This is a genomic window from Bradyrhizobium sp. LMG 9283, assembly GCF_045571415.1.
GTDB lineage: Bacteria > Pseudomonadota > Alphaproteobacteria > Rhizobiales > Xanthobacteraceae > Bradyrhizobium.
In genome coordinates, this window is sequence record NZ_CP120691.1 from 6,447,684 (window position 1) to 6,473,126 (window position 25,443).

Annotated in this window: 27 protein-coding genes and 1 riboswitch; of the genes, 13 read left to right on the plus strand and 14 right to left on the minus strand. The window is 64.1% G+C overall.

Annotation, left to right across the window (positions count from 1 at the left end; genetic code table 11):
• Positions 1-156 precede the first annotated feature (156 nt).
• A riboswitch (Fluoride riboswitch) is annotated at positions 157-233 on the plus strand.
• Positions 234-344: 111 nt separating this feature from the next.
• The 5 genes from P6U29_RS30275 to clpS are packed head-to-tail and all read left to right on the plus strand — an operon-like array spanning position 345 to position 3,087.
• Positions 345-1,550 (plus strand): MFS transporter, encoded by a 1,206-nt coding sequence (locus P6U29_RS30275; protein WP_407114018.1) that lies wholly within the window; start codon positions 345-347, stop codon positions 1,548-1,550.
• 16 nt (positions 1,551-1,566) lie between these two features.
• Positions 1,567-1,956 carry a fluoride efflux transporter CrcB gene (crcB, locus tag P6U29_RS30280; protein WP_407114019.1) on the plus strand — a complete coding sequence of 130 codons (390 nt, stop codon included), beginning with the start codon at positions 1,567-1,569 and terminating at the stop codon, positions 1,954-1,956.
• 6 nt (positions 1,957-1,962) lie between these two features.
• Positions 1,963-2,394, plus strand: coding sequence for a CrcB family protein (locus P6U29_RS30285; protein ID WP_407114020.1), 432 nt, complete (start codon positions 1,963-1,965; stop codon positions 2,392-2,394).
• A 2-nt stretch (positions 2,395-2,396) separates the two neighbouring features.
• Positions 2,397-2,738, plus strand: a complete 342-nt coding sequence (locus tag P6U29_RS30290) for a DUF190 domain-containing protein (protein WP_407114021.1) — start codon at positions 2,397-2,399, stop codon at positions 2,736-2,738.
• A 43-nt stretch (positions 2,739-2,781) separates the two neighbouring features.
• Complete coding sequence (gene clpS / locus P6U29_RS30295; protein ID WP_407114022.1) at positions 2,782-3,087, plus strand: ATP-dependent Clp protease adapter ClpS; 306 nt, start codon at positions 2,782-2,784, stop codon at positions 3,085-3,087.
• Positions 3,088-3,129: 42 nt separating this feature from the next.
• Here the strand turns inward: clpS and P6U29_RS30300 are convergent, their stop codons facing one another.
• The 4 genes from P6U29_RS30300 to fabI form a co-directional block, all read right to left on the minus strand.
• Positions 3,130-4,320 (minus strand): adenylate/guanylate cyclase domain-containing protein, encoded by a 1,191-nt coding sequence (locus P6U29_RS30300; RefSeq protein ID WP_407114023.1) that lies wholly within the window; start codon positions 4,318-4,320, stop codon positions 3,130-3,132.
• A 100-nt stretch (positions 4,321-4,420) separates the two neighbouring features.
• Complete coding sequence (gene aroC, locus P6U29_RS30305) at positions 4,421-5,509, minus strand: chorismate synthase (RefSeq protein ID WP_407114024.1); 1,089 nt, start codon at positions 5,507-5,509, stop codon at positions 4,421-4,423.
• 197 nt (positions 5,510-5,706) lie between these two features.
• Positions 5,707-6,306: a histidine phosphatase family protein gene (locus P6U29_RS30310; RefSeq protein ID WP_407114025.1), complete on the minus strand. Its 600-nt coding sequence runs from the start codon at positions 6,304-6,306 to the stop codon at positions 5,707-5,709.
• A 12-nt stretch (positions 6,307-6,318) separates the two neighbouring features.
• Entirely contained in the window at positions 6,319-7,134 is an 816-nt protein-coding gene (gene fabI, locus P6U29_RS30315) for an enoyl-ACP reductase FabI (RefSeq protein WP_407114026.1), read from the minus strand.
• A gap of 172 nt (positions 7,135-7,306) precedes the next feature.
• On the opposite strand from fabI, the gene P6U29_RS30320 reads away from it, so the two are divergent.
• Positions 7,307-7,795, plus strand: coding sequence for a sigma-70 family RNA polymerase sigma factor (locus P6U29_RS30320; protein ID WP_407114027.1), 489 nt, complete (start codon positions 7,307-7,309; stop codon positions 7,793-7,795).
• A gap of 103 nt (positions 7,796-7,898) precedes the next feature.
• Complete coding sequence (locus tag P6U29_RS30325) at positions 7,899-8,669, plus strand: anti-sigma factor family protein (RefSeq protein ID WP_407114028.1); 771 nt, start codon at positions 7,899-7,901, stop codon at positions 8,667-8,669.
• Positions 8,670-9,068: 399 nt separating this feature from the next.
• Here the strand turns inward: P6U29_RS30325 and P6U29_RS30330 are convergent, their stop codons facing one another.
• Together P6U29_RS30330 and P6U29_RS30335 are read right to left on the minus strand one after the other, a co-directional pair.
• On the minus strand, positions 9,069-10,031 hold the full coding sequence (locus tag P6U29_RS30330; RefSeq protein ID WP_407114029.1) for a DnaJ C-terminal domain-containing protein: 963 nt from the start codon (positions 10,029-10,031) through the stop codon (positions 9,069-9,071).
• 108 nt (positions 10,032-10,139) lie between these two features.
• Positions 10,140-10,547, minus strand: coding sequence for an RT0821/Lpp0805 family surface protein (locus P6U29_RS30335; protein WP_407114030.1), 408 nt, complete (start codon positions 10,545-10,547; stop codon positions 10,140-10,142).
• Positions 10,548-10,660: 113 nt separating this feature from the next.
• Between P6U29_RS30335 and pdxH the strand changes: the two genes are divergently transcribed.
• Together pdxH and P6U29_RS30345 are read left to right on the plus strand one after the other, a co-directional pair.
• Entirely contained in the window at positions 10,661-11,302 is a 642-nt protein-coding gene (pdxH, locus tag P6U29_RS30340) for a pyridoxamine 5'-phosphate oxidase (RefSeq protein ID WP_407114031.1), read from the plus strand.
• Positions 11,303-11,350: 48 nt separating this feature from the next.
• A complete protein-coding gene (locus tag P6U29_RS30345; RefSeq protein WP_407114032.1) occupies positions 11,351-12,103 on the plus strand; it encodes an SDR family NAD(P)-dependent oxidoreductase in 753 nt (250 codons plus the stop codon).
• Positions 12,104-12,155: 52 nt separating this feature from the next.
• Here P6U29_RS30345 and P6U29_RS30350 read toward each other — a convergent pair whose 3' ends face one another.
• The 3 genes from P6U29_RS30350 to P6U29_RS30360 form a co-directional block, all read right to left on the minus strand.
• Complete coding sequence (locus tag P6U29_RS30350) at positions 12,156-12,785, minus strand: Uma2 family endonuclease (protein ID WP_407114033.1); 630 nt, start codon at positions 12,783-12,785, stop codon at positions 12,156-12,158.
• Between the two features lie 190 nt (positions 12,786-12,975).
• A complete protein-coding gene (locus tag P6U29_RS30355; RefSeq protein ID WP_122404698.1) occupies positions 12,976-13,194 on the minus strand; it encodes a hypothetical protein in 219 nt (72 codons plus the stop codon).
• A 205-nt stretch (positions 13,195-13,399) separates the two neighbouring features.
• A complete protein-coding gene (locus tag P6U29_RS30360; protein WP_407114034.1) occupies positions 13,400-14,377 on the minus strand; it encodes a magnesium transporter CorA family protein in 978 nt (325 codons plus the stop codon).
• Positions 14,378-14,714: 337 nt separating this feature from the next.
• Here P6U29_RS30360 and P6U29_RS30365 point away from each other — a divergent pair, with 337 nt between their 5' ends.
• Positions 14,715-15,401, plus strand: coding sequence for a L,D-transpeptidase (locus P6U29_RS30365; RefSeq protein WP_407114035.1), 687 nt, complete (start codon positions 14,715-14,717; stop codon positions 15,399-15,401).
• 36 nt (positions 15,402-15,437) lie between these two features.
• Here P6U29_RS30365 and P6U29_RS30370 read toward each other — a convergent pair whose 3' ends face one another.
• Positions 15,438-16,547, minus strand: coding sequence for an extensin family protein (locus tag P6U29_RS30370; RefSeq protein ID WP_407114036.1), 1,110 nt, complete (start codon positions 16,545-16,547; stop codon positions 15,438-15,440).
• A gap of 65 nt (positions 16,548-16,612) precedes the next feature.
• Between P6U29_RS30370 and P6U29_RS30375 the strand changes: the two genes are divergently transcribed.
• Positions 16,613-18,241: a fatty-acid--CoA ligase gene (locus P6U29_RS30375; RefSeq protein WP_407114037.1), complete on the plus strand. Its 1,629-nt coding sequence runs from the start codon at positions 16,613-16,615 to the stop codon at positions 18,239-18,241.
• Positions 18,242-18,447: 206 nt separating this feature from the next.
• Complete coding sequence (locus tag P6U29_RS30380) at positions 18,448-19,302, plus strand: DUF1499 domain-containing protein (protein ID WP_407114038.1); 855 nt, start codon at positions 18,448-18,450, stop codon at positions 19,300-19,302.
• A 108-nt stretch (positions 19,303-19,410) separates the two neighbouring features.
• On the opposite strand, the gene P6U29_RS30385 is transcribed toward P6U29_RS30380, so the two are convergent.
• From P6U29_RS30385 to P6U29_RS30400, 4 genes are all read right to left on the minus strand, one after another.
• Positions 19,411-20,331: an MBL fold metallo-hydrolase gene (locus P6U29_RS30385; RefSeq protein WP_407114039.1), complete on the minus strand. Its 921-nt coding sequence runs from the start codon at positions 20,329-20,331 to the stop codon at positions 19,411-19,413.
• Between the two features lie 140 nt (positions 20,332-20,471).
• On the minus strand, positions 20,472-21,686 hold the full coding sequence (locus tag P6U29_RS30390; protein WP_024340297.1) for an acyl-CoA dehydrogenase: 1,215 nt from the start codon (positions 21,684-21,686) through the stop codon (positions 20,472-20,474).
• 132 nt (positions 21,687-21,818) lie between these two features.
• Positions 21,819-22,895 (minus strand): 3,4-dihydroxy-2-butanone-4-phosphate synthase, encoded by a 1,077-nt coding sequence (gene ribB / locus P6U29_RS30395; RefSeq protein ID WP_407114040.1) that lies wholly within the window; start codon positions 22,893-22,895, stop codon positions 21,819-21,821.
• A 176-nt stretch (positions 22,896-23,071) separates the two neighbouring features.
• The gene (locus P6U29_RS30400; protein WP_407114041.1) at positions 23,072-24,799 is read right to left on the minus strand and encodes a cation:proton antiporter; all 1,728 of its coding nucleotides are present in this window, start codon (positions 24,797-24,799) and stop codon (positions 23,072-23,074) included.
• Between the two features lie 67 nt (positions 24,800-24,866).
• Between P6U29_RS30400 and P6U29_RS30405 the strand changes: the two genes are divergently transcribed.
• Complete coding sequence (locus P6U29_RS30405; protein ID WP_407114042.1) at positions 24,867-25,394, plus strand: DUF3124 domain-containing protein; 528 nt, start codon at positions 24,867-24,869, stop codon at positions 25,392-25,394.
• The last annotated feature ends 49 nt before the right edge of the window (positions 25,395-25,443 follow it).

Here is a 25,443-nt window from a genome sequence, read left to right on the forward strand (position 1 = left end):
TCATTCCGGGGCGGCTCGAATAGCCGAACTCCGGTGCGTCCTTGCGCACCTGAGAATCTCGAGATTCCGGGTTCTCGCTTCGCGAGCCCGGAACGACGGCTGCTGGTGGAAACAGCCCCGCCACTTGTCCGGCACGATTTCCATGCTAGGGTTGGTCACATCGATGGGGATGGAGTCCCCCAACAACCGCCCGGCGGTCGATGACCTCGTGGGCTGATGACTCTTGCTTGAGGAGAGGTAATCTTTAGACCTCTGCCTTTGGCGGGAGCATGGATATACCCGCCGATGGCGGGTTTTTTGTTGCCTGGCGAAGGCCACGAGAAGGAGAAAGCAAAGACGTGACGATGACGACACCGACTGCTGCGCGCACCACCCTGCCCAGGGGGATTTGGGTGCTCGGCTTCGTCTCGATGCTGATGGACATCTCCTCCGAGATGATCCACGCGCTGCTGCCGGTCTATCTCGTCACCGTGCTGGGTGCCTCCACGCTCACCGTCGGCTTCATTGAGGGCATCGCCGAGGCGACCGCCTCGATCACGAAAATCTTCTCCGGTGCATTGTCGGACTGGCTCGGACGCCGCAAGCTGCTCGCCGCGCTCGGCTATGGGCTTGCCGCCTTCACCAAGCCGCTGTTCCCACTCGCGCCCAGCGTCGGATGGCTGGTCGCGGCGCGCTTCATCGATCGCGTCGGCAAGGGCATTCGCGGCGCGCCGCGCGATGCGCTGATCGCCGATATCGCCCCCGCCGGCCTGCGCGGCGCGAGCTTTGGCCTGCGGCAATCGCTCGACACGGTCGGCGCGTTCGTCGGACCGCTCGCGGCGATCGGCCTGATGTGGTGGACGGCTGACAATTTTGTCTTCGTGTTCTGGGTGGCGGTGCTGCCGGCATTCTTGTCCTTTGGCTTGATCGCGTTCGCGGTGGACGAGCCGGAGCCCGATCCGCGCCGGGAGCCCGCAGAGAATCCGCTCAATCTCGCTGCGATGCGGCAGCTCGGACCAGTCTATTGGCGTGTCGTGGCGGTCGGAATCGTCTTCACGCTCGCGCGCTTCAGCGAGGCCTTTTTGATCCTGCGTGCGCAGAACATCGGGCTCAATGCGATGTGGGTGCCGGCGGTACTGGTGCTGATGAACATCGTCTATGCCCTGTCGGCCTATCCGGCCGGCGTGCTGTCGGACCGGATCAACCGGACCGGACTGCTCGCGGTCGGCCTCGTTTTCCTCGCCGGCGCCGACCTTGCGCTGGCGCTGCTGCCGAACATTGGCGGCCTGGTGCTCGGCATCGTGCTGTGGGGGCTGCATATGGGACTGACGCAAGGCCTGCTCTCCGCCCTCGTCGCGGATGCGGCGCCACCGAGCCTGCGCGGCACCGCCTTCGGCTATTTCAACCTTTTCACCGGGCTTGCCTTGCTGGCCGCAAGCGTGATCGCGGGCGCCTTGTGGGACGCCTATGGTCCGGCAGGAACCTTCCTTGCGGGGCTCGGCTTCGCGCTGATCTCGCTTGTGGGGCTGCTCGCCGTCGGCAAGGGTCTGGCGGTAAAGGACAAGCGATGACGGGGGGCTGTTCATCTTGCTGAGCGGAGCAATCGCGATCGTAATCGGCAGCGCGCTGGGCGGCTGCGCGCGCTATTTCGTCTCCGGTGCGATCGCGCGGCGGCTGGGCGAAACGTTTCCGTGGGGCACCATGACCATCAACGTCACCGGCGCCTTCCTGATCGGCATTTTCGGCGCGCTGGCGACGCATCCGGGCTCGGTCTTCGCATCACCCACACCATGGCTGTTCGCGGTGACCGGGTTTCTCGGCTGCTACACCACGGTGTCCTCGTTCAGCCTGCAAACGCTGACGCTCGCGCGTGGTGGCGAGCCGCTCTCGGCGCTCGGCAATGTCGCCGCCTCGGTCGGGCTATGCCTCGCCGCCGTCAGCTGCGGCTTCCTCCTTGCGGATCGTCTGGGAGGCTAGAGGTTGATGAGCTCCCCCTCCCCTTTTGCCGAACGCTGGCGCAACTTCGTGCTCTATGCCTGGGTTGCTGCCGGCAGCGTCGTCGGCGGGCTGACGCGTTATCTGGTCGGGCTCGCGCTCGATACCGGCCCCGGCTTTCCCTTTGCGACGCTGTTCATCAACGCGACGGGCTCCCTGGTCATCGGCTTCTACGCGACGCTGACCGGTCCCGACGGCCGCATGCTGGCGCGGCCTGAGCACCGGCAATTCGTCATGACCGGCTTTTGCGGCGGCTACACCACGTTCTCGGCCTTCAGCCTGGAGACCTTCCGCCTGCTCTACGGCGGCCTGAAGTACACGGCGCTCGCTTATGTCGCGGCGTCCGTGATCTGCTGGCTGGTCTCGGTCTGGGCAGGGCATATGATGGCGAGCCGCTACAATCGCTTGACAAGGAGCTGAGCATGCAAATCCCCGAGCAGGCAGTTTCGCTCCGGATCTTCATCGGCGAGAGTGACCATTATGGCGGCAAGCCGCTGTACGAAGCGATTGTGATGACCGCGCGCGAGCGACATCTGGCCGGCGCCACCGTGTTGCGCGGGCCGATGGGCTTCGGCAAGTCGAGCCGGCTGCACACCTCGAAGATCCTGCGGCTGTCGGAAGACCTGCCGCTGTTGATCGAGATCGTCGACAGCGAGGATAACATCAACGCATTCCTGCCCATCCTGGACGGCATGATGTCGAGCGGGCTGATCACCTTGGAGAAGGTGCAGGTCCTGCAATATGGTGCGAAGGCCGCCGGCTGATCACTCCGGCAGGGAACCCCACCCGCCGTGTCCAGGAGGCGGAATGAACGACGCCGTCACCAAGCCGAAAACCAGGACGAAGACCAAGGTCGAGCGGCCGCGGCTGCACAAGGTCATCCTGATCAACGATGACTACACGCCGCGCGAATTCGTGACCTTGGTGTTGAAGGCTGAGTTCCGCATGAGCGAGGACCAGGCCTACAAGGTGATGATTACCGCCCACAAGCTTGGCGCCTGCGTCGTCGCCGTGTTCACCAAGGACGTCGCCGAGACCAAGGCTACGCGCGCCACCGACGCCGGCCGCGCCAAGGGTTATCCGCTGCTGTTCACGACGGAGCCGGAAGAGTAGCGCTTCGTCTTGCGACGATGAACGACATCAGCTCATTGCACGTCAAGCCATCACCACCGGCGTTTCCTCGGCGAGCCCATACACGCGCTGCGCCTTGGAAAATCCCGCGATCGGAAATTCGCCGAGCTCGTGCCAATCGTGGCGGCAGACATTGGCAAAACCTTCCGAGGCGACGACAGTCCGCCCTAAGCGAGCCGTGATCTTCTCCAGCCTTGCGGCAAGGTTGACGGCGGGGCCGATGCAGGTGAAGTCGAGGCGATTGCCGCCGCCGATATTGCCGTAGAGAATATTGCCGACATGCAGCGCGACGCCGAAGCGGAAGCGCTCAATGACGCTGCCGACCGGAAAGGTGAGCGCCTCGACGCTGGCGCGGGACTCGCGCGCCGCCTCCAGCACCCGCGCGCAGACATGGGCGGCATCGCCGACATATTCGTCGATCGGAAACACCGCGAGCAGGCCGTCGCCCATGAACTTCAACACCTCGCCGCCATGGCCGCGAATCGCGGTGACCTGACAATCGAAATATTGGTTGAGGATCTCGACCACGGTCTCGGCCGGCAGCCGGTCCGATAGCGCGGTGAAGCCGCGCAGATCCGAAAGCCAGATCGCTGCCCGCATGGTGTCATTGTGGCCGCGGCGGATCTGGCCGCCGAGGATGCGCGCGCCGGCGCGGTTGCCGACATAGGTGTCGAGCAGCATCTCGGCAGTGCGGCGCAGGCTGATGATCTCGCTGACGCGCGCGAGCGGCGCTATGATGCTCCGGATAGCCGCGATATCGTCGTCGCTGAAGCCGGCGGGGCGCTGCGTGATCCAGCTCGTGGCGTGGATGGAGCCATCGAGAAAAGGCACCGGCACCGCAATATAGTCGGTCGCGCCTTCGGCGCGCATGTCCTCGAGGAACGGAAATCGCTTACTGTCGGGATCGTTTGCGCGGCCCCTGACCTCAATCGCCTGTTCGAACACGACGCGGAGCGGGCTGCGTGCAAATTCGGGCGTGTCCAGGATCTCGAAATCGACGCTGCCGACTTCGACTCCCTGGCCCTGCCGCCAGATGAAGTTGCGGCCGAAGATTTCGGGATGCAGCGTGCGGATGAAGATGCCGAAACGCCACAGCGGCAGGCCGGCCGCGACGAGACGTTCGCAGAAATCGGCAATCCCTACGGCCGGCTCCTGAGCCGACCAGGCGCCGTCGATCAGCCAATTGCAGACGCGCTGAAGCTCGGAGCTGTTCATGTCCGCATTTGCGGACGAAGTTGTGGGCCCGTCAAGCTGCGCGGAGAGCTAGTGCCGCGACGGGAAGTTCACCTCTCCCCGACGGGGAGAGGTGAAGAAGTCAGCGCCCGACCTGCCCGCGGTCACGCAGGAAATGATCCGCCAGCACGCAGGCCATCATTGCTTCGCCGACCGGAACGGCGCGGATGCCGACGCAGGGGTCGTGGCGGCCCTTGGTGAAAATCTCGGTATCGGAGCCCTGCCGATCGACGGTGAGACGCGGCTGCAGGATCGAGGAGGTCGGCTTCACCGCGAAGCGCACCACCACCGGCTGTCCGGTGGAGATGCCGCCCAGCACGCCGCCGGCATGGTTGGACAAAAAGCGCGTGCCGTCATTGCCGGTGCGCATCTCGTCGGCGTTCTCCTCGCCGGTGAGCTCGGCGGCGCCAAAGCCGGCGCCGATCTCGACGCCCTTGACGGCGTTGATGGTCATCATCGCAGCCGCGAGATCGGAATCCAGCTTGGCATAGATCGGCGCGCCAAGACCTGCCGGCACGCCTTCGGCGACGACCTCGATCACAGCGCCGATCGAGGAGCCGCTCTTGCGGATGCCGTCGAGATAGGTCTCGAAGAACGCGGCCTTGTCCCTGTCGGGACAGAAGAACGGATTCTTGGCGACCTCGTCCCAGTCCCACTTGTCGCGGTCGATCTTGTGCGGGCCGATCTGCACCAGCGCGCCCCGCACCTTCACGTCGGGCAGCACTTTTCGCGCGATCGCGCCGGCGGCAACGCGCATCGCGGTCTCGCGCGCGGAGGAGCGCCCGCCACCGCGATAGTCGCGCAGGCCGTATTTGGCCTCATAGGTGAAGTCGGCGTGACCGGGACGAAACTTGTCCTTGATCTCGGAATAGTCCTTCGAGCGCTGATCGGTATTCTCGATCAGGAGGCCGATCGGGGTGCCCGTCGTTACCTGCACGCCGGTCTCCGGATGCGCCATCACGCCGGACAGGATTTTCACCTGGTCCGGCTCCTGGCGCTGGGTGGTGAAGCGCGACTGTCCAGGCCGGCGGCGGTCGAGGTCCTTCTGGATGTCGGCCTCGGTGAGCGGAATCATGGGCGGGCAGCCGTCGACCACGCAGCCGATCGCCACCCCGTGGCTCTCGCCGAAGGTGGTGACGCGGAACATATGGCCGAAGGTGTTGAAGGACATTCGCAGATGCCGCCCTGACGATGTTTTACATAAACGTTGTTTGTCAATGTCGTAGCGCCGCGGAGCACCAGGTTCAACCCTAGTTCCGTCATTCCGGGGCGATGCAGAGCATCGAACCCGGAATCTCGAGATTCTCAGGAGCGCAACTGCGCGCCATGCTTCGCCCTGCGGGCGCCCCGGAATGACAGTGGGTAGGCCTAGCTGAACTTCTCCAGCCGCCTGTCGCGGAACACGTAGACGGCGCCCTGCTCGATGTAGAGCTCGGCGGCGCTGGCGGGGGTCTCGATGCCCAAGGCCACCATCAGGGCGCGGCAGGTGCCGCCATGGGCGACCGCGACGGTATCGACCAGAAGCGACTCGTACCAGTCGAGCATGCGGAGCTGCACGGCCCCATAGGTCTCGCCGCCGCGTGGCGCCACCGTCCATTTGTCGGCAAGGCGCCTTGCATAGACATCGGGATCTGAGGATTCGCTTTCCGCCAGTGTCAGCCCCTCCCAGACACCATAACCGATCTCGCGCAGGCGGTCGTCAAGGGAATAGTCGGCAGGCGGCAGCTCGAGCTTGCCGCGCACGAGCTCCATGGTCTGACGCGCACGTCCGAGCGGGCTCGACACATAGGGCAGCACCGCTCTGTCCTTGCCGTCGCGCGTCAACAGATCGGCCAGAACGCCGGCAGCATGCACCGCCTGACTGCGGCCGCGTGCGTTCAGCGGGACGTCCTTGGTGCCCTGGAGCCGGCCGAGCGCGTTCCATTCGGTCTCGCCGTGGCGAAGGAAGTAGATCGTGGGCACCGGCATGTCGGCTGAACGTTAATCCTTGCCACTCAGCGCGATGTCAGGCGCGTCCGGGCGCTTCATACCGAGCACATGGTAGCCGGAATCGACATGATGCACCTCGCCGGTGACGCCGCGCGAGAGGTCGGAGAGGAAATACAGCGCGCTGCCGCCGACGTCCTCGGTCGAGACGTTGCGCCGCATCGGCGCGTTATATTCGTTCCACTTCAGGATATAGCGGAAATCGCCGATGCCGGAGGCGGCGAGCGTCTTGATGGGGCCTGCCGAGATCGCGTTGACGCGGATGTTCTTCTCGCCGAGATCGGCTGCGAGATAGCGCACGCTGGCTTCCAGCGCCGCCTTGGCCACGCCCATCACGTTGTAATGCGGCATCCACTTCTCGGCGCCGTAATAAGAGAGCGTGATCAGCGAGCCGCCATCCGTCATCAGCTTCTCGGCGCGCTGCGCCACGGCGGTGAACGAATAGCAGGAGATCAGCATCGACTTCGAAAAGTTCTCCTGCGTGGTGTCGACGTAGCGGCCGTCGAGCTGCTCGCCATAGGCGATCGCATGCACCAGGAAGTCGATCTTGCCCCACTTCTCCTTCAGCACCGCGAAGGCTGCGTCGATGGTCGCGGCATCAGTGACGTCGCAATGGCCGAGCACGAGACCACCGATCTCGGCGGCAAGCGGCTCGACGCGCTTCTTCAGCGCATCGCCCTGATAGGTGAAGGCAAGCTCGGCACCGGCGGCGTGGCATGCCTTGGCGATACCCCAGGCGATCGAGCGGTTGTTGGCAACGCCGAGGATCACCCCGCGCTTACCTTGCATCAGACCTGAATTCTGCGCCATTTTTGAACGTCCCGTCGAGCTCTCGTTGAGGTCTGGAGGTACACCAGCCCTCCCCTGCGGTACAGCCCTAATCCGCGGCGTTAACGCTGTTTCGAATGCCGGAATAGCCGTTCCGCTCGGGTGTTATGATCGCTAAAGGCGCTCGCGCCGGACAGCAGGACGCCAAGACGGCATGAGTGCGTTTCGCCAGAGTGTGGAAGCGATGATCCCGGCGCTGCGCCGCTACGCCCGCGCGCTGACGCGCGATGCGGATGCGGCCGACGATCTGGTGCAGGACACGTTGGTGCGGGCGCTGCGTTCGGAGCGGCTGTTTCTCGGAGGCGACGTCAGGAGCTGGCTCTATACGATCCTGACCAACCTCAACAAGAACCGGCGGCGCTCGCTGGCAAGGCGGCCGCAATTCATGCCGCTGACGGAGAACAATCCGGATGCCAGCGGGACCGAGGCCGAAGGACGCGACATCGAGAAGGCGCTGGCCACTCTCGTCGAGGAACAGCGTTCGGTGCTGCTGCTGGTGATGCTGGAAGGCATGAGCTATCGCGAGGTCGCCGACATCCAGGGCGTGCCGATCGGCACCGTGATGTCGCGCCTGGCGCGCGCCAGAGCCCACGTCAAAGCCTCGCTGGAGGGCGAGCGCCCGGCGCTCAGGCGGGTGAAATGAGAACAGGATGATGCATCGCGTATCGCGCGCCGCAGACTGCGGAGGACGCAAGCGAAGTTGAGCCAAGAACGATTTTTGGGCCGCGGAGCCAGAGACGACCGATATGAACGACCGCAAGATCCCAGTGACCGAGGACGAATTGCACGCCTATGTCGATGGCGAGTTGCCGGCCGAGCGCGGCGCGGACGTCGAGGCCTTTCTTGCCGCCCATCCCGACGAGGCCGAGCGCGTGCAGTCCTGGCGTGCCATGGCTGAGATGCTGCACACCCGCTACGATGCCGTCGCCCAGGAACCGGTGCCGGCGCGGCTGGAACTGGAACGGCTGGAGCGCCGCCCGCGGCAATGGCTCTATGGCGCCGCCGCGGCCGTGCTGGTTGCTTTCGTCGCCGGCGGCACGGCCGGCTGGGTCGCGCATGGTGCCGCCAACGCGCCCTCAACCTTCCAGAGCTTTACGGCGGACGCGCTCGAAGCCCATCGCCTCTATGTCGTCGAAGTCCGCCACCCCGTCGAGGTCGGCGGCAACGAGCGCGACCACTTGCAGGCCTGGCTGACCCGGCGTTGCGGCTGGACCGTGTTCGCACCGAACCTGGAGGCGAGCGGACTGAAGCTGGTTGGCGGCCGGCTCTTGCCGGGACCGAACGGCCCGGCATCGTTCCTGATGTATGAGGGCGCCTCGGGCGAGCGGTACACGATCTACTCCGCCAAGACCGAGAATGGTGCAACGCAAATGCGCTACGCCAAAACGGACAAGGACGGCGCGCTGTTCTGGGCCGAGCGCGGCGTCGGCTACGTCGTCAGCGGCAGCGGTGACCGCGACCGGCTGACCAGGGTGGCGCAGGCCGTCTACGACCAGGCGGAGAAAAACGGCACCTGAGCAACCGCATAAGCGCGATGCCCAGATTCCGTCATTGAAAATTTGGAATCAGGACATCGACGCGTCTCATTATCGCACCGGGTGTTCACGCGATTATGAGTGGCGTTCGATCCGCCGATCGACGCGAGCGGCCTCGATTGGGGTTTTTGGTACCGCGCTGGTCCCCCTCTCGAGGCCGCACCTTTTTATCGGCTGCCCCACCGGACAGCCGACACGTCTCAAACGTCAGCGTCGAAGCGCAATGCGCGCTTCAGGCGTATGTTGAGCATCATCCTTTCGGGAAGAGAATGCTCCGATCGTCGAGGTGGCCTCGGATAGCGCCTTCTTGTTTGCGCATGATCTCTTTGGAAAACCGCTGCGCACTTTGCGCTAGTGCGGTCCTCCCGGTCCGGATCATGCTTAGCCGAGCCCACTCCGCGGGTTGTAGGGATGTAGGTCCCGCCACTTCTCCATCAATGCTTCGAGCTCTGCGTCGTTCCCGTCTGGTAACATAATCCTGATGGTCACGAAGAGATCCCCGGTTCCACCGGCTTTGGGCAGGCCCTTACCCTTGAGGCGGAAAGTCCGGCCGCTGGAGGTGTTTTTGGGGATCGAGAGCTCCACGGCATTGCCGAGTGTGGGCACGCGGACCTTGCCACCAAGCACCGCCTCGTAAAGCGTGACCGGCAGGTCGATCCTGAGGTCGGCGCCCTCGACCTTGAAGAACGGGTGCGGCGCGATGTTGATGGTGATCAGGAGATCGCCAGGCGGATGGCCTTGCGCGCTCTCGCCCTGCCCCCGCAGCCGAATCTGCTGGCCTTCGGTGACGCCAGCGGGAATCTTGACGTTGAGCTCCTTGCCCGTCGGCAACCGGACGCGCTTCTCGCCACCCTTGGCCGATTCCTCCAGCGAGACGGACATGGCCACGTTGACATCGAGATCGAGCCCGATGCCGCCGGTGTCGAACTCGAACTGCGCGCCGCCGCCGGCCCCGGGCCGCGCGCCGCGCATCCCGCCGCCGAACATGCTGTTGAGAATATCCTCGAACGCGCCGCCGCCCGGGCCGCCCGCACCGCCGCTCCGGAATGTATAGCTCTCGAACCCGCCAGAGCCCGCGCGGCCGCGTGGGCCGCCGCCACCCGGAAAGCCCTGGAAGCGCGGCTTGCCCTCGGCGTCGATCTCACCGCGATCGAACTGCTTGCGCTTGTCCTCGTCGCCGAGGATCTCGTTGGCCGAGTTGATCTCGGCAAAGCGCTCGGCGGCCTTCGGGTCACCCTTGTTGCTGTCGGGATGATGCTTCTTGGCCAGCTTGCGATAGGCGCTCTTGATGGCGGCAGCGTTGGCGCTCCGCGGCACCCCCAAGACCTCATAGGGGTCGCGCATTCGTCACGTCTCCTTCAAGAAATCGAATTGTTCAAAGGGCTCCCCGCCCCATCTGCCGGTCATGTGGGAAGAGAGTGGCATTTTTGCAACTAGGAGCGTGCGCTGAACCTAGCTCCGCCACGGCTTTAGCGTATGAATCTCCCAACGGCCACGGCTGCTTTGGCAGCCGGCGCCCTGGAGCCAGCTTTCGGTGCTGCCATTGACGTAGCTCGCCAGGAAATCGCGGCATTTGCGGCCGTCCTCGGCGGCATAGGACTGCGCGATCGGCGTCACCGAGCCGCGGGCCCCGGTCTCCGGGTTCTCCCAGTGCTGGCTGGAATCCTTGTCACCCTTGCTCAGGACGTCGGAGGCGGCGTTGCGGGTGAAGGCGAGATCTGTCTCGGTCGGCGGGGCATCCTTCGCCGGCCGCGCGATCGAGCCGGTGAGATCGCCATCGTCGGCTTTGGCATAGGCGCTGCTGTCGTTGCGGGAAAAGCTGCAGCCGCCGGCACCAACCCCGATCAGAATCATCGTCATGACGAAGCCGGACGGCCGGATCGCCGATAGGCCAACGCGTCGCCATGCCCTATATAGGGCGATAGCGGACAACAACGCGTTTTGGGCCGCGGGACGCAACTCGGACTCCGGACATGACCGACACGACCTCGATGAAACACCAGACACCCTTAACATCCGGTGATTTCACCGCTGCCGATGAGCCATTTGCGCTGTTTGAGGCTTGGCTGAACGAGGCGATCAAGAGCGAGCCGAACGATCCGAACGCCATGGCGCTCGCAACCGTCGACCCTGACGGGCTGCCCGATGTGCGCATGGTGCTGATGAAGGGCTTCGATGCCGAAGGTTTCGTCTTCTACAGCCACATCGCCAGCCAGAAGGGCCGCGAGCTCGCCGCAAATCCTAAGGCAGCGTTACTTTTTCACTGGAAGTCGCTGCGCCGACAGGTCCGCATCCGCGGCAACGTGACGCCGGTGACCGACGCGGAGGCGGACGCCTATTTCGCGACGCGACCAAAGCAGGCGCAGATTGGCGCCTGGGCGAGCAAGCAGTCGCAAGAGCTGGAGAGCCGATTCGCTTTCGAACAAGCCATCGCGAAGGTCGCGGCCAAATACGTCATCGGCGAAGTGCCGCGGCCGCCGGGCTGGAGCGGCTGGCGCATCACGCCCTTGCGTATCGAGTTCTGGCACGACCGCCCGTTCCGCCTGCACGACCGCATCGAATTTCGCCGTGACGCCGCCGGCCAGAAATGGTCCAAGACGCGGTTGTACCCCTGAGCCTCCTTCAACCCTGTCTCGAGCTTTGGGCCAACCTGAAAGATGTCCATGCCGCATTCGTCCAATGCACCGCGTCGTACGCTGCTTCTGACCGGAGCCAGCCGCGGCATCGGCCACGCCACCGTGATCCGCTTTTCCTCGGCGGGCTGGCGCGTCATCACCTGCTCGCGGCATCCTTTCCCGGAGGACTGTCCCTGGGACGCGGGGCCCGAAGACCATATCCAGGTCGACCTCGGCGACCCCGAGGACACCTTGCGCGCAATCAGCGAAATCCGCCGCCGACTCGAAGGTGGCACGCTGCATGCGCTGGTCAACAACGCCGCGATCTCACCTAAGGGCCCCGGTGGCTCCCGACTCGGCTCGGTCGACACGGATCTCGACACCTGGACGCATGTCTTCCACGTCAACTTCTTCGCGCCGATCATGATGGCGCGCGGGCTGATCGAGGAATTGAAGGCCGCCAAGGGCTCGGTGGTGAACGTCACCTCGATCGCGGGCTCGCGCGTGCACCCTTTCGCCGGGGCCGCCTATGCCACCTCCAAGGCCGCGCTCGCCGCGCTGACGCGCGAGATGGCCTCCGACTTCGGCCGGATCGGCGTGCGCGTCAACGCGATCGCCCCGGGCGAGATCGACACCTCGATCCTGTCACCCGGCACCGAGAAGATCGTCGAGCAGCAGATCCCGATGCACCGCCTCGGCACGCCCGACGAAGTGGCAAAGATCATCTACGTGCTGTGCACCGACACCAGCTCTTACGTCAACGGCGCCGAGATCCACATCAACGGCGGCCAGCACGTTTGATCTCGTCATTCCCGGTTGGCCGATCAGGAGCAGACCTGGAATGACACAAAGATCAAGCTGAACGTTTTTGTCCGCGACGCGGCTGGAGCGGCGTCCCCTCGTAGAGATCGGCGACTGCGCATTGGAGCCCGAATTCGGGCAGCTTCAGACCATCGGATGCTCCGAGCGTTTGCGAATTCCACCCGGCTGGCGTCCTGACGTCCAGGCGCACCTCCATCCGGTCCTGCTCGATGATGAGCACTGCATCGCAGGCCGCATGCGCGAGATAGATGGTCCGCTTGACGTCGATCCACTTCGTCTCGGTGTCGGGCACCCGCATGCCGTCGGTCGCGGAGACAATCTCCGCCAATAAATAAGCGCGGTCCACAAACCTCTGGTCCGGCTCGTACTCCGCATCGATGACCGCGACGTCCGGCTCCGGGCGAAATTCGCCCGAGCCGAGCTCGATGCCGGGACGCTGCATGGCAATACGACCCTGGTCGTACCGCGCCAACGCATCATTGAGCAGACGCTCGAGGTTTCCTGCGATGCGGTTGTGCGCGATCGTTGGGGGAGTCATCATTATCGGGACACCTGCAACGAGCTCCCAGCGTTCATGATCCGGGCGACCTTCCTGGAACGCACGAAAGCGCTCGCCGGACATGTGCCCGGCCTTGGTGGGTTCTTTGATTCCAACACCCATCGGCGCCTCCGACGTCATAAGACGCGAGCCTAACCGGCTCCGTTACGAATACCAATAGAGATAGGAAGGATCGGGGGGAGGCGCCATGGCCCAAATCGGACGCACGGCCCAACGTCAGGGAAGCTTGGACGGAAGCAAGGCGATCCAGACAACGCCGCCGCAAGACCTGGATCGCCCGCCCTTCCGTTCCTCAATCGATTCGAATCCGACGTGAGCGATCGCGCAGCCGGGGAGCTGCGGCATTGAATGCGGTCGAGCAGTCGTCGTCGTTCTCACCATCGAGCAGCGGAGCACCACAGTGCCGGCACATGCGCGCCGACATCGACGGCGCCTTGCCGCTCGCAAGGACCTGACGATAGTTCGCCAGATCGATGACGTTGCGGGGCGACGTTATGTGTTTTTCAACCATGGCTGTTCCTCGCGGCTACGCACTGCTTATCGCAGACAAGTTTCGCGCAAACGTTCAGCCCACCGCTCAAATTTTACCGGAGGAATTGCGGCACGGCGCACACATCACCGCGCCGCCGCAATCCCGATCTATTCTGCGACACGATTCACCGTGTCTCAGCGAGCGGCGTAATATCTCGGTAGGTATCTTTGCTCGAGCACGGCACCTACAGCCACTTCTTCCACTTGAAGATCCAGTACGGGACGACGGCGGCGATCAGCATCATCACCAGCGCCATCGGATAGCCGTGCACCCATTCGAGCTCCGGCATTACCTTGAAATTCATGCCGTAGACTGAGGCGATCAGTGTCGGCGGCATCAGGACAACTGCCATGACCGAAAACAGCTTGATGATGTTGTTCTGCTCGAGATTGACGACTCCGAGCATGGCGTCGAGCACGAATGTGATCTTGTTGGAGAGATAGGAGGCGTGGTCGGTCAGCGAGGCGACGTCGCGCTGCATGGTCTTGAGCTGCTCGCGCATGTCCTTCGACCATTTCACGCCCTCGACCACCGCGGACAGGAACGTCACGACGCGACCGATCGACACCAGACTTTCGCGAACCTTCGAGGTCAAATCGCCCTTGCGGCCGATTGAGATCAAGATCTGGGAATATCTCTTTGCCTGCCCGTGGCGCTCGCTCTCAGGCTCGAAGATGTCGTGCGAGACCTGATCGATCTCGGTGCCGCAACGCTCCAGAATGTCGGCGCAGCGGTCGATCACGGCGTCCAGCAGTTCCATCAGCACCATCTCGCCGGTGATTGAGGGCGTGCAGGAGCGAGCGAGCTTGGCCTCGACCAGGGCGAACGGCTTCGGCAGGTCGTAGCGCACCGTCACCAGGCGGTGGTCGCCGAGGATGAAGGTCACCGCCGTGGTCCGGGGCATGTCGGTATCGGAGTGGCACATCAGCGTCGCAGTCATGTAGCGCGCGCCGTTCTCCATATAGAGGCGGCTGGAGATCTCGATCTCCTGCATGTCTTCCCGGGTCGGGATGGCGATGCCCGCGAGCCGCTCCACCGCCTTATCCTCGGCCGCGCTCGGATTGACGAGGTCGATCCAGACGGCGTTCTCCGGCACTGTCGCAAGATCCTCGATGACAGCCTTCTTGAGGGCGGCCTCGGACGGAACAAACACCGAAAACATCAAAAGCTCCAGAGATCCTGCGACAGAATGACAGCCCCTTAGCGCGATTCTGACAGGTTCACGATGACAACAACATTAACGGAGCGTTTGCATTTGCGGCGTCCCCGGGGCTCAACTGTGGCACGGAATCGACAGTCTGGCGCGTCAGGCCAAAAAACCCTCACAACATCCCCAAATTTGCGGCAGAAAAGCCACAGCTGGGCTCTTGCAGCGCGGGAAAAGGGCTTCAGCGCTGGAATTGTGGCAGATTTCGACGATAATGGGATTAACGGAGTCGAGGAACTTGGGCGCTAAGCTCAGGCCTTCCGCACGGTATTGTTTTGATTGGAACCAAACCATGTCGTCGCTGAAAGTTAAGTTGGGGATTTTGGCCGCTGGCCTGATGCTGTCGGGCTGTATGCAGGCCACGCACTATGAAGCGACCGACACCAAGGCGTTCAAGCCGAAGGACAAGGAACTCCTGGCCAAGGTCCGGTACGAAAATACCCCCGTTGCAGAGCCGTTCCGCCGCGCCATCGTCGAATACCACCGCAAGGAGTCCCCGGGCTCGATCGTGGTCGATTCCGACAATCACTACCTCTATTACGTGCTCGATGGCGGCAAGGCGATCCGTTACGGCATCACCGTCGGCGAAGAGGCCATGGCTTGGTCGGGCATCGCCAAGGTTGGCAGCATGACCGAGTGGCCGGCCTGGCATCCGACCCCGGGCGAGATTTCGCGCCTGGGCGTTCCGACCTATGTCGCCCCGGGTCCGGACAATCCGATGGGCTCCCGTGCGATGTATCTCTATTCGGGCGGCAAGGACACGCTGTTCCGCATCCACGGCACCAACCAGCCGGAATACATCGGCGCCTCGATCTCGTCGGGCTGCATCCGCCTGACCAACGAAGACGCGATCGACCTCTATAACCGCGTCAAGGTCGGCACGATCGTCGTGGTGCTTGAGCCCAAGCATGGCGACTCCCCCTACAACTCGCGGCTGGCGCTCGGCAGCAGCCAAAACGGCCAAGCGGGCAGCTACTGATCGCGCCCTGATCTCTGAAATCCAAAAGCGTCGGTTTTACCGGCGCTTTTTTGTTGCCGGCTTGTGCGGCTGGGCTTTGTTGCCATCGGCCACCGAGTTCTCGGCAGGCGCGGGGGATTTCTCCGTCGCCTCGTCCTCCGCGCCTTCCTTCGCCTCAGGCTTGGCTGCGACCTCGCGTGGCGGCGCCTCCTCAGGGCGCTCCGCCGGCAAGAGCGGAGCGACCTGCGGCAGGGGATCCCAGACATTCCACTGGCAGATCCGGTAGTCGTTGCGTCGCTGCGCCAGGTCGAGATGGATGTGGTCCTCGTGATACCAGTCCGAGCCCGGGCCGAGCACGGTGGAGAAGCGCGCGCACACCGAGTGCAGCACGCGCTCGCGCACCTCGCGCGACATGGCGCGGTCGGTGAGGCCGATCGACTGCCCATTGGCGAGCTTGATGGCGCGGATGTCGATGGCATTGGCCTTGCCGTGCTCGGACAGCATCGCGCCAGCGACGCGGTTGCGGCCGCGGCATTCGAACGAATCGAAATTATCGAGCTCGCTGATGGGCGAGCCGAGGCTGGTGGCCAGCGGCACCATGTCCTTGCGCACCCAATCGGCGATCGCGGACGCCATGGTGCAGCGAAGGATCGCCGCCGGCTTGACCGTCACCTTGCGCTTATCCGGCAGCACGATGGCTTCCAGCCGCACCAGATCCTCGCCGCCGCAGGCACCGGGGCCACGGATATCCGGGATTGAGGGCGCGATCGCAATGTCCTCGGTCAGCGCGAGGCGGCAGGCTGAGACCTGCTTCGGGGGTGACGACGCAGCCTCGGCAGGCTTGTCGGCGCCCGGTTGGTCCGGAGACGGCTTTCCCTCAACCTCCGCCGGAGCCTCGTCCGGTGCCTTTTCCAGCGCCTTTTCCAGCGGCTTGGGGGCCTCTTCAGGGCGCGGTCTTGGAAGCGGAATCCTGGCGGCATGAACGGCCGCGCGCGGCCGTGGTGTACCAAGGCCGAAGATATCGAGTGGCGCAGAATATTTCCGCGCCTCTGCCCTCTCGGCAGGCACGAGCAACAGCCCAAGCGCAGCGGTAACCATTGCCGCGCCAGCGGACATATAGCCGCGACAAGACCATTTGCGGCGAAAGTCCGGCAGGCTAAAAGTCATGTCAATTCTTTGGCCCAACGCTGAGAGCGACAAAACGCCCAGCGACTTCTCGGAGGAACGTCGGAATGCTTGGTTTGATGCAAGATTGGCCCCTGCTCTGCCACCGGATCATCGAACACGCCGCCAGGATTCATGGCAAGCAGGAGGTGGTCACACGCTCGGTCGAGGGACCGATCCATCGCACCAACTACGCCGAGATCCACAAGCGCGCGCTCAAGGTTTCGCAGATGCTGGAGCGCGACGGCATCAAGCTCGGCGACCGCGTCGCAACGATCGCCTGGAACACCTGGCGCCATCTTGAGGCGTGGTACGGCATCATGGGGATCGGCGCCATCTGCCATACCGTCAATCCCCGGCTTTTCCCCGAGCAGATCGCCTGGATCATCAACCATGCGCAAGATCGCATCGTGATGACCGACATCACCTTCGTTCCGATCCTGGAGAAGATCGCCGACAAGCTGCCAAGCGTGGAGCGCTACATCGTGCTCACCGACAAGGCGCACATGCCCGAGACCTCGCTGAAGAATGTGGTCGCCTACGAGGACTGGATTGCGCAGGCCGACGGCAAATTCAAATGGAAGGACTTTGACGAGAACACGGCGGCCGCGATGTGCTACACGTCGGGCACCACGGGCGACCCGAAGGGCGTGCTGTACTCGCATCGCTCCAACGTGCTGCACGCGCTGATGGCCAACAATGTCGACGCGCTCGGCACCAGCGCCTCCGAGACGATGCTGCCGGTGGTTCCGCTGTTCCACGCCAACAGCTGGGGCATCGCTTTCTCCGCGCCCTCGCAGGGCACCAAGCTGGTGATGCCCGGCGCCAAGCTCGACGGCGCCTCGGTCTATGAACTGCTCTCGACCGAGAAGGTGACGCACACCGCCGGCGTGCCCACGGTTTGGCTGATGCTGCTGCAGCACATGGCCGCCAACAATCTCAAGCTGCCCGATCTGAAGATGGTGATCTGCGGCGGCTCGGCGATGCCGCGCTCGATGATCAAGGCCTTCCTCGACATGGGCTCGAACGTCCGTCACGCCTGGGGCATGACCGAAATGAGCCCGATCGGCAGCGTTGCGGCGCTGAAGCCGCCGTTCCAGAATGCAACGGGCGATGCCAAGCTCGACGTGCTCCAGATGCAGGGTTATGCGCCCTTCGGCGTGCAGATGAAGATCACCGACGACGCCGGCAAGGAGCTGCCCTGGGACGGCAAGACCTTCGGCCGCCTCAAGGTCTCCGGGCCCGCCGTCGCTAAGGCCTATTACCACGTCGACGCCAATATCCTCGACGAGGAAGGCTTCTTCGACACCGGCGACGTCTCGACCATCGACGAGGACGGCTACATGCGGATCACCGACCGCTCCAAGGACGTGATCAAGTCCGGCGGCGAGTGGATCTCCTCGATCGACCTCGAAAACCTCGCGGTCGGCCACCCGGCCGTGGCGGAAGCCGCCGTGATCGGCGTGTTCCACCCAAAATGGGATGAGCGGCCGCTGCTGATCGTGCAACTCAAGCAGGGCCAGCAGGCCACACGCGAGGACATCCTCAAATACATGGATGGCAAAATCGCCAAATGGTGGATGCCCGACGATGTCGTCTTCGTCGACGGTATCCCGCATACCGCGACGGGTAAGATCCTGAAGACGGCACTGCGCGACCAATTCAAGGACTATCGCTTCCCGAACGCGGCGGCGTAACAGGGCTCGCACATGTCATTCCGGGGCGATGCCGACGGCATCGAACCCGGAATCTCGAGATTCCGGGTTCGTCCTTCGGACGCCCCGGAATGACGGGCCAGTAACAGTCCCGACTCCCTTGAATTTGCCTCCGGGCCGTGGTCTCAACGGCGCATCGTCGCGCCAGATCGGCCGGCGCCGCCCTCAACATCCGGCAGAGTCACCCGATGGCCCGCAGGTTTTCCGCTCCCTACCAGTCGGAGCCCGTGTCCAGCCTGGCGAGCTGGGCGCGCAATCTGGCCGTGTTCGCGGTGGTGGCGGTGGTGGTGTCGGTCATCATCGTGCGCTTCGATTTCCTGGAGCCGAAGCCGGCGCTTGTGACTTTCTTCGGCGGGCTCGCGATCGCCGGCCTCTCGATCTTGTTCGGGCTCGCCGGCTTTGCTGCGATCTGGCAGAACGGCTCGCGTGGCATGGCGCGCATCCTGCTCGCCTTCCTGATCGACGGGGCGATCCTCGCCTACCCCGCCTATCTCGGCCTGCAATATCGTAAGCTGCCGTCGATTTACGACGTCACCACCGATCCGATCGATCCGCCTCGCTTCGAGGCGCTGGCGCGGCTGCGTACCGGCGAGGGAACCAACACTGCGGTCTACGCCGGCCTATATTCGGCGGAGCAGCAGCGCCATTTCTATCCCGACATCGAGCCCGTCGAGCTGGAGATTTCGGTCGACCGCGCCTATGCGATCGCGCTCCAGATCGTCCACAAGCGCAAATGGATCGTGATCGATGAGCGCGCACCGCAGCCACCGCGCCGCATCGGCCGCATCGAAGCGGTCGCGCGCACGCCGATCATGGGTTTTCGCGAGGACGTTTCGATAAGGGTCGTGCCCGATGGCGATGATTCCCGCGTCGATATCCGCTCTGCTTCGCGCAATTTCGACAGTGATCTCGGCAGCAACGCCGCGCGCGTCAAAAAATTCATCGACGATCTCAACACCGCCGCCGATGCCGACGCGCTCAAGCCGGTGAAGAAGACGCCGGTCGCGCCGCCCAAGGCGCCGGCGAAGACGGTGAAGAAGTAACGCGATAGCGTCATCCCGGGGCGTCGCAACGCGGGCGAACCCGGGATCTCGAGATTGTGGCGCGAGATTCCGGGTTCGCGCTGACGCGCGCCCCGGAATGACGGGCAGCTAGCTTGCCATCCGATACGTCCCGCCAATCACGGGATCGCCCTCGGTCGCGACCACGCCGCGGGCGACCAAGTCTTCGAGGTGCGCCAGCACGGAATAGCCGGCGGCCGTCATCAGCCTCGGATCGATACCGATATAAATCGCGCGGACCATCGTGGGGATATCGGTCTCGCCCTTGGCAAGGCGGTGCAGGATCGAGGCCTCACGTGCCTTGCGGTGACGGATCAGGAACCGCGCAAAGCGCGGCCCCTCGGGAATCTCGGGGCCGTGGCCTGAGAAATAGAGATCCTCCTCGCGTGCCGCGAGCCGGTCCAGCGAGTCCATGTAGTCGGTCATCGAGCCGTCGGGCGGCGCCACGATCGAGGTCGACCAGCCCATCACGTGATCGCCGACGAAATTGAACTTTCGCTCGGGCCAGGCGAATGCCAGATGATTGGCCGTGTGGCCAGGCGTCGCCACGGCCTCGAGCCGCCAGCCGTCGCCTTCCACGACGTCGCCGTGGGCGATCCTGACATCGGGCGCGAAATCGCGATCTGCGCCGGATTCCGGATTGTGCTTCTCGCTCTCGAAACGCGGGCGGGAGGCGCGATGCGGGCCTTCGGCATAGACCGGCGCACCCGTCGCCTGCTTGATCCGCGCGGTGTTCGGCGAATGGTCACGATGGGTGTGGGTGACGAAGATGTGCGTCACCGTCTCGCCACGCACGGCATCAAGCAGCGCTGCCGCATGCGCCGGATCATCCGGACCGGGATCGATGATAGCGACATTGCCCTTGCCGACGATGTAGCTGACCGTGCCGGTGAAGGTGAATGGGCTCGGATTGTTGCAGAGCACGCGCCGCACGCCGGGGCGGACCTCCTCGACGATGCCGGGCTTCAGCGGAAAGTTGCGGTTGAACGGGACGTCGTCATTGTCGGCCATGGCAGCTCATACCTCGCTGACTTCGTCATGCCCGGCCTTGTGCCGGGCATCCACGTTCTTCTCGCGGCCTAAGACGTGGATGGCCGGGACAAGCCCGGCCATGACGGAGAAGAGTTTCCTCGCCTCGTCCCCTTAGACGCTCAGAAAAACGCCTGAATGCCCGTGATCGCGCGGCCGAGGATCAGGGCGTGGACGTCGTGGGTGCCCTCGTAAGTGTTGACCGTCTCGAGGTTATGGACGTGGCGCATCACGTGATACTCGATCGAGATGCCGTTGCCGCCGTGCATGTCGCGGGCGGTGCGGGCAATGTCGAGGGCCTTGCCGCAATTGTTGCGCTTGACGATCGAGATCATCTCGGGCGCGAACTTGCCCTCGTCCATCAGGCGGCCGACGCGCAACGAGGCTTGCAGGCCCAGCGCGATCTCGGTTTCCATGTCCGCGAGCTTCTTCTGCACGAGCTGGGTCGCTGCGAGCGGCTTGCCGAACTGCTTGCGGTCGAGCGTGTACTGGCGGGCGCGATGCATGCAGTCCTCGGCGGCCCCGAGCGCACCCCAGGAGATGCCGTAACGGGCGCGATTGAGGCAGCCGAACGGGCCTTTGAGGCCGGAGACGTTGGGCAGCAGCGCGTCTTCGGGAACCACCACGCCGTCCATCACGACCTCACCGGTGATGGAGGCGCGAAGTGAGAGCTTGCCGCCGATCTTCGGCGCGGAGAGGCCCTTCATGCCCTTCTCCAGCACGAAGCCGCGGATCTGGTTGTCGTGCGCGGCCGACTTGGCCCAGACCACGAACACGTCCGCGATCGGCGCGTTCGAGATCCACATCTTGCTGCCGGTGAGGCGATAGCCGTCCGAGACCTTCTCCGCGCGGGTCTTCATGCCGGCCGGATCGGAGCCGGCGTCGGGCTCCGTCAGGCCGAAGCAGCCGACCCACTCGCCGCTGGCCAGCTTCGGAAGGTACTTCTTGCGCTGGTTCTCGTCGCCATAGGCGTAGATCGGGTACATCACCAGCGAGGACTGCACCGAGTTCATCGATCGATAGCCGGAATCGACCCGTTCGATCTCGCGCGCGACGAGGCCATAGGCGACGTAGCTCGCATTGGCACAGCCATACTCTTCCGGCAGCGTGATGCCGATCAGGCCGAGCTCGCCCATCTCGTTGAAGATCTCGCGGTCGGTCTTCTCTTCGAGATAGGCCTTGGAAACGCGCGGCAGCAGCTTGTCCTGGGCGTAGGCGCGGGCGGTGTCGCGCACCATGCGCTCGTCTTCGGTGAGCTGCTCGTCAAGCAGGAACGGATCGTCCCACTGGAAAGAAGCCGCAGCCGGCTTGTCCTTGGCCTGAGGGCGCACGCTCATGAAACGTCCTTTCGCGTCTGGTTCCGTCGATAATTGCCCGACAAATTAAAGCGCCGCGGCAACAAGTTCAATTGCATCCTGGTTTCGATCGTTCCGGGGCGGCGCAACGGCGCGCACCTGGAAGCGATGTGGTCAGCTTTCGAGCTGCTCGTTGGCGACGATCTCGATGCCGAAGCCCGACAGACCCTTGTAGTCGTGCACCGAGGAGGTGAGATGCCGGATCGAGGTGACGCCGAGGTCGCGCAGGATCTGCGCGCCAACGCCGACCTCGCGCCACTGACGGTTGCGGTCGGCCTCGGTTGACGACTCGTCCGGCAGCGGCGCCACGGGGACACCGGCCGCGCCGTCGCGCAAGTAAACCAGCACGCCACGGCCCGATTTCTTGAAGTGCTCGAGCACGACCGCCATGCGCTTGTGGCCGGTGAAGGTGTCCCTGACGATGTTCGGCTTGTGGAAGCGCGTCAGCACGTTCTTGCCGTCGCCGACGCCGTTGTAGACGAAGGCAACGTGGGCGATGGAATCGAACGGCGAGCGGTAGGCATAGCCCTGCAAGGGACCGATCGGGCTCTCGGTGACGAAGGTCGAAACCCGCTCGATCAGTTTCTCGCGCGCCTGGCGGTAGGCGATCATATCCGCGATGGTGACGTGCTTGAGCTTGTGCTCGGCGGCGAAGCGGGCAACCTGCTCACCCTTCATCACGCTGCCGTCGTCGTTCATCAACTCGCTGATGACGCCGACCGGCGGCAGGCCGGAGAGCTTGCAGAGATCGACGGCGGCCTCGGTGTGACCGGAGCGCAAAAGCACGCCGCCGTCCTTGGCGATCAGGGGGAAGATGTGACCCGGCCGGGCGAAGTCGTGGGCGCCGACATTGGGATTGGCGAGCGCACGGCAGCACGAGGCGCGCTCCTCGGCGGAGATGCCGGTGCCGCCATCGGGCTTATAGTCGATCGAGACCGTGAACGCGGTGGTGTGCGCGGAATCGTTGTGGGCGACCATCGGATCGAGCCGCAGGCGACGCGCGTCCTCGGTGGTCACGGGCGCGCAGACGATGCCGGAGGTATGGCGGATGATGAACGCCATCTTCTCGGCGGTGCAGAGCGAGGCGGCAACGATCAGATCGCCCTCGCCCTCACGGTCCTCGTCGTCGGTGACGACCACGAGCTCACCCCGGGCAAAGGCCTGCAAGACTTCCTGAACGCTATCGGGCATTTCCCAATCTCTATCGGTTATGGCCGGGAGGCTTAGCCGGACTTGGGTCGGGGCGCTAGTCTCCTCAGCGCAACCACATATGCCAGACGGCAGGCCTGCCAAGGGGGTTCAGGCTTGCACCGGGCATACCAGCAATATAAGCGCAGATCGCCCGCAAGGAAGGCGGCCGGACGCCATCAAGGCAGCACCTCGCGGCGCTCGCCGAGGCGCTGATCGAGCTCGGCGCGCTTGTCCGCGAGCAGCCCGGCCTGGGCGGCTTCGATGACGGTAAACAGCTCATGTGCATCGCTGAGCCGGGTTACGGTGACGTAACTGGCGCCGGCCTCGTAGAGCGCGCCGACGTCGCCCAAGAGATCGGCCGTGGCGACGATCAGGGCAGTCGGATTGAGTGCGCGGACGTGGCGGACCAGCTTCTCGTTGGTGGCGCCTTTCAGCAGCGAATCCGGCACGCTGAGGATGATCATCTCGGACTTGCCGACGCCGGCATGGAGCAGCGTATCGACATTGCTGATGTCGCCATAGATCACGTGCAAACCGCGCGAGAGCAAGGTCTGGTACACATTGGGGTTGAAATCGACCACGGTGATCTGCTCGAGCAGCACCGGCGTCTGCCGTTCGATCTCGGCTAGAAGCGCGCTCGCCGCACGGAAAAAGCCGAGGATGACGATGCGGCGGGCCTCGCCATGGCCGCCTCCGTGTCCTTCCTCGGCATGGCCGTTGCCATGGTCGAGATCGCGCAGGCCGATCCGCTTCAAGGGGCCGATCGCCCAGCGGGTGATCTCGTCGCTGCGGGTCATCACGAAGGTGGAGAGCACCGCCAGCACCACGAAGGCGAAAGAGGCGGCATTCGCCGTCTCGGCTGCGATGTGGTGGTCGGTGACGCCGGTCTGGATCACCACCAGCGAGAATTCCGAGATCTGCGCGAGGTTGAGCGCCGGCAACAGGCTGGCGCGCAGCCCCTGCTTCATCAGGTAGAGCGGCGTAAACGTCGTGACGAGGCGGCTAACCACTGTGAACGCCGCGATCATCAAGGCAAGGCCGATCACCGAGAGGCCGGGCACGGGAATGGTCATGCCGAGCGCGACGAAGAACAGCGTGATGAAGAAGTCGCGAAGTGTGGTGACCTTGGCGGTGACGTCGAGCGCGTAAGGGAAGGTCGAGAGCGAGACGCCGGCGATCAGCGCGCCCATCTCGCGCGACAGCGAGAGCCGCTCGGCGGTCTCAGCGACGAGAAAGCACCAGGCGAGCGCGCCGAGCAGGATCAGCTCGGGCCGTCGGGCGATCTGGTGGAACAGGCGCGGCAGCACGTAGCGGCTGACCAGAAGCGCGGCCGCGACCAGTACCGCGACGCGGCCGATCGAGAGCAGGATGACGCTGACCTGCAGATTGGCCAGGCTCGGCTGCACTGCCAGGAACAGGATGGCGAAGATGTCCTGGAGCACCAGGATGCCGAGGGTGATGCGACCCGGCAGTGTATCGAGCTCGCGTTTCTCATAGAGCACCTTGACGATGATGACGGTGCTCGACAGCGCGCACGCGACGCAGAGATAGACCGCATCGAAATGCCCGCCGAGCGACAGGCCGATGCCGACGAAGAACAAGACCCCGAGCAGACAGCCGCCGAGCAGCTGGCCGCCCGCCGCGAACAGGATCACTCGCCCCGCCCGCACGATCTTCTTCAGGTCGATCTCGAGCCCGATCATGAACAGCATGAAGATCAGGCCGAGCTCGGAGATGACGCTGATCGATTCCTGCGAATGGACCCAGCCGGCGCCGAATGGACCTATGCAAAAGCCGGCGATAAGATAAGCCAGGATCAGCGGTTGCCGGGAGAAATGGGCGAGAAGTCCCAGCATCCAGGCAAACAGGATAGAGAGAGTAATGTCGCGAATGAGCTCGTGCATGCCAAATTGGTCCGTTTTGCCGCACCCTAGAGACGGGTTGCGGTGCGGCAAGCGAGCAATTCGTCACATGCGGAGAGGGCTCGTCGCAGCCGTGCTGCTAGGTCCCTTCGCCTTTGCCGTGCCCGCCGCCGCGCAATCCAAGGTCAATATCGAACAAAACTTTGCTGATTCGCTCACCGCGCTGCCGAAGGAGGCACTCGCCGTCTCCGGCGGGTTCTACGTGCCCGCCTATTCCAGCGTCGCGATGAGCCAGGGCAAGTTGCGTGTCGACTTCTCGGTGACGCTCAGCGTACACAACGCCTCCGAGACCCAGCCGCTGGTCATCAAACGCATCGCCTATTTCGACACCGCAGGCAAGCAGGTCGAGAGTTATCTGAAGACGCCGGTGGCGCTGAGGCCGCTCGCCACCGTCTCGATCTTCATTCCGACCGACGACGTGCGCGGCGGGACCGGAGCTAATTTTCTCGTCGACTGGGCCGCCGCGGGCGAGATCGCCGAGCCGGTGGTCGAAGCGCTGATGGTTGGCGGCATCGCCAACGCGCATTACGCTTTCATCAGCCAGGGCCGCCCGACCCGGACGGCCGGCAAGAAGTAAGGCGGCCGGCGCAAAGCCGCCGCTCAACAAGAACAAAACGAGGAACGCC

Excerpts from the sequence above, each read along its gene's own strand:
- P6U29_RS30400 (WP_407114041.1), bottom strand. The coding sequence starts at position 24,799 with ATGCACGAGCTCATTCGCGACATTACTCTCTCTATCCTGTTTGCCTGG.
- P6U29_RS30405 (WP_407114042.1), top strand. The coding sequence starts at position 24,867 with ATGCGGAGAGGGCTCGTCGCAGCCGTGCTGCTAGGTCCCTTCGCCTTT.
- P6U29_RS30385 (WP_407114039.1), bottom strand. The coding sequence starts at position 20,331 with ATGGCCGACAATGACGACGTCCCGTTCAACCGCAACTTTCCGCTGAAG.
- P6U29_RS30275 (WP_407114018.1), top strand. The coding sequence starts at position 345 with ATGACGACACCGACTGCTGCGCGCACCACCCTGCCCAGGGGGATTTGG.
- ribB (WP_407114040.1), bottom strand. The coding sequence starts at position 22,895 with ATGCCCGATAGCGTTCAGGAAGTCTTGCAGGCCTTTGCCCGGGGTGAG.
- P6U29_RS30390 (WP_024340297.1), bottom strand. The coding sequence starts at position 21,686 with ATGAGCGTGCGCCCTCAGGCCAAGGACAAGCCGGCTGCGGCTTCTTTC.
- P6U29_RS30355 (WP_122404698.1), bottom strand. The coding sequence starts at position 13,194 with ATGGTTGAAAAACACATAACGTCGCCCCGCAACGTCATCGATCTGGCG.
- P6U29_RS30335 (WP_407114030.1), bottom strand. The coding sequence starts at position 10,547 with ATGACGATGATTCTGATCGGGGTTGGTGCCGGCGGCTGCAGCTTTTCC.
- P6U29_RS30285 (WP_407114020.1), top strand. The coding sequence starts at position 1,963 with ATGAGCTCCCCCTCCCCTTTTGCCGAACGCTGGCGCAACTTCGTGCTC.
- fabI (WP_407114026.1), bottom strand. The coding sequence starts at position 7,134 with ATGGCGCAGAATTCAGGTCTGATGCAAGGTAAGCGCGGGGTGATCCTC.
- P6U29_RS30325 (WP_407114028.1), top strand. The coding sequence starts at position 7,899 with ATGAACGACCGCAAGATCCCAGTGACCGAGGACGAATTGCACGCCTAT.
- P6U29_RS30300 (WP_407114023.1), bottom strand. The coding sequence starts at position 4,320 with ATGAACAGCTCCGAGCTTCAGCGCGTCTGCAATTGGCTGATCGACGGC.
- P6U29_RS30365 (WP_407114035.1), top strand. The coding sequence starts at position 14,715 with ATGTCGTCGCTGAAAGTTAAGTTGGGGATTTTGGCCGCTGGCCTGATG.
- P6U29_RS30310 (WP_407114025.1), bottom strand. The coding sequence starts at position 6,306 with ATGCCGGTGCCCACGATCTACTTCCTTCGCCACGGCGAGACCGAATGG.
- P6U29_RS30370 (WP_407114036.1), bottom strand. The coding sequence starts at position 16,547 with ATGACTTTTAGCCTGCCGGACTTTCGCCGCAAATGGTCTTGTCGCGGC.
- P6U29_RS30375 (WP_407114037.1), top strand. The coding sequence starts at position 16,613 with ATGCTTGGTTTGATGCAAGATTGGCCCCTGCTCTGCCACCGGATCATC.
- pdxH (WP_407114031.1), top strand. The coding sequence starts at position 10,661 with ATGACCGACACGACCTCGATGAAACACCAGACACCCTTAACATCCGGT.
- P6U29_RS30350 (WP_407114033.1), bottom strand. The coding sequence starts at position 12,785 with ATGGGTGTTGGAATCAAAGAACCCACCAAGGCCGGGCACATGTCCGGC.
- P6U29_RS30330 (WP_407114029.1), bottom strand. The coding sequence starts at position 10,031 with ATGCGCGACCCCTATGAGGTCTTGGGGGTGCCGCGGAGCGCCAACGCT.
- P6U29_RS30320 (WP_407114027.1), top strand. The coding sequence starts at position 7,307 with ATGAGTGCGTTTCGCCAGAGTGTGGAAGCGATGATCCCGGCGCTGCGC.
- clpS (WP_407114022.1), top strand. The coding sequence starts at position 2,782 with ATGAACGACGCCGTCACCAAGCCGAAAACCAGGACGAAGACCAAGGTC.
- P6U29_RS30345 (WP_407114032.1), top strand. The coding sequence starts at position 11,351 with ATGCCGCATTCGTCCAATGCACCGCGTCGTACGCTGCTTCTGACCGGA.
- aroC (WP_407114024.1), bottom strand. The coding sequence starts at position 5,509 with ATGTCCTTCAACACCTTCGGCCATATGTTCCGCGTCACCACCTTCGGC.
- P6U29_RS30380 (WP_407114038.1), top strand. The coding sequence starts at position 18,448 with ATGGCCCGCAGGTTTTCCGCTCCCTACCAGTCGGAGCCCGTGTCCAGC.
- P6U29_RS30360 (WP_407114034.1), bottom strand. The coding sequence starts at position 14,377 with ATGTTTTCGGTGTTTGTTCCGTCCGAGGCCGCCCTCAAGAAGGCTGTC.
- P6U29_RS30290 (WP_407114021.1), top strand. The coding sequence starts at position 2,397 with ATGCAAATCCCCGAGCAGGCAGTTTCGCTCCGGATCTTCATCGGCGAG.